Consider the following 1339-nt stretch of genomic DNA (forward strand, 5'->3'; position numbering starts at 1 on the left):
GAAATCAAAGTTCTTCAGGAGTATAAAGAAAAAGCACACCGGGAACTTTGCCGGGTACGTGACGAACAGAAAACTTTCGGAAAAATAAAAGAGGAGTTCTATAAATTAAAATATTGTAGTACAGTTGTTTATATGGTTCCAAGAGCGTAAATTTGCAGAAAATAAGAATTTTATAATGAACAAGTTATCCCGATACCGTAAGCTTCGTTATAATCAACTATTTGAGTCAGAGAATCGTGAATTGCGTTTGAATGAAATGGGCAATCCTCTTGAAGTGTTGTCTCAGTATGTTGATTTTGAGATCTTTCGTCCTACTCTTGAATCAGCCCTTTTTACCGGAGAGCGCAAAAGTAATGCCGGTCGTCCGCCGATAGACTGTGTGCTGATGTTCAAGGTCTTGTTTCTTCAGCGTTATTATGGTTTGAGTGACCATCAGATAGAGTATCAGATAGTTGACCGTACGAGTTTCCGCAAGTTTCTTGGTATTGAATGTGTTGACGATGTTCCTGACGAGAAGACGGTGTGGAAGTATCGCGAACTCCTGACAAATACAGGCGTTTATGACAAGCTTTTTTCGGAATTTCATAGTTTCATGGAAAGTAAGGGTCTGCAATTCAATGAGGGTCGCATCATTGATGCCAGTTTTGTTATTGCCCCTCGCCAACGTAACACCCGTGATGAAAATGAGCAGATAAAACAGGGAGCGGGTGATAAGTTGTGGAATGACAATCCCCACAAGAAGTGCCACAAGGATGTAGATGCCCGCTGGACAAAGAAGCGTGATGAGACTTTTTACGGCTACAAGCAGCATACTAAAGTTGAGAAACGCAATAAGATCATACTTTCTTATGATACCACGTCGGCAGAAGTGCATGATTCCAAAGGCTTTGAAGGACTGCTGGATGAAAAAGACGAAGGCAAGGACTTGTATTTGGACGCCGGTTATGTCGGACAAGAGGAGATTGTAAAACAGCATAAGATGAATCCGATAATTTGCGAAAAGGGCTACCGTAACCGTCCGCTTACCAAGGAGCAGAAATCAGACAATAGGAAAAAATCCAAGACACGTTGCCTTGTCGAGCATGTATTCGGGTTTGAGGAACAAACCATGCGTGGACTTGTGGTGCGTACAGTAGGGCTTATTCGTGCTAAAGCCAATGTAGCACTCACCAGTCTTGTGTATAACATCAGTCGTTACACGCAAATAATCAGGCTGAAACCTGAGTTGTTGGGGTGAATTATGCCTGCACATCCAATTTTTACAACAGCCCCAAGTTAATTATTGTAAAAATTTTTTGGGGGGGGGTAGAAAATATTCGCTAAATTTGAAAGACTAAAC

At 41.7% G+C, this 1339-nt stretch carries 1 protein-coding gene; it reads left to right on the forward strand.

The window, feature by feature from the left end:
• Positions 1–175 precede the first annotated feature (175 nt).
• Positions 176–1237, forward strand: a complete 1062-nt coding sequence (locus RF647_RS18975) for an IS5-like element IS1169 family transposase (protein WP_005794453.1) — start codon at positions 176–178, stop codon at positions 1235–1237.
• Positions 1238–1339: the final 102 nt, after the last annotated feature.

This window comes from Kocuria sp. CPCC 205263 (genome assembly GCF_040981075.1).
Lineage (GTDB): Bacteria > Actinomycetota > Actinomycetes > Actinomycetales > Micrococcaceae > Kocuria > Kocuria rosea.

Excerpts from the sequence above, each read along its gene's own strand:
- RF647_RS18975 (WP_005794453.1), top strand. The coding sequence starts at position 176 with ATGAACAAGTTATCCCGATACCGTAAGCTTCGTTATAATCAACTATTT.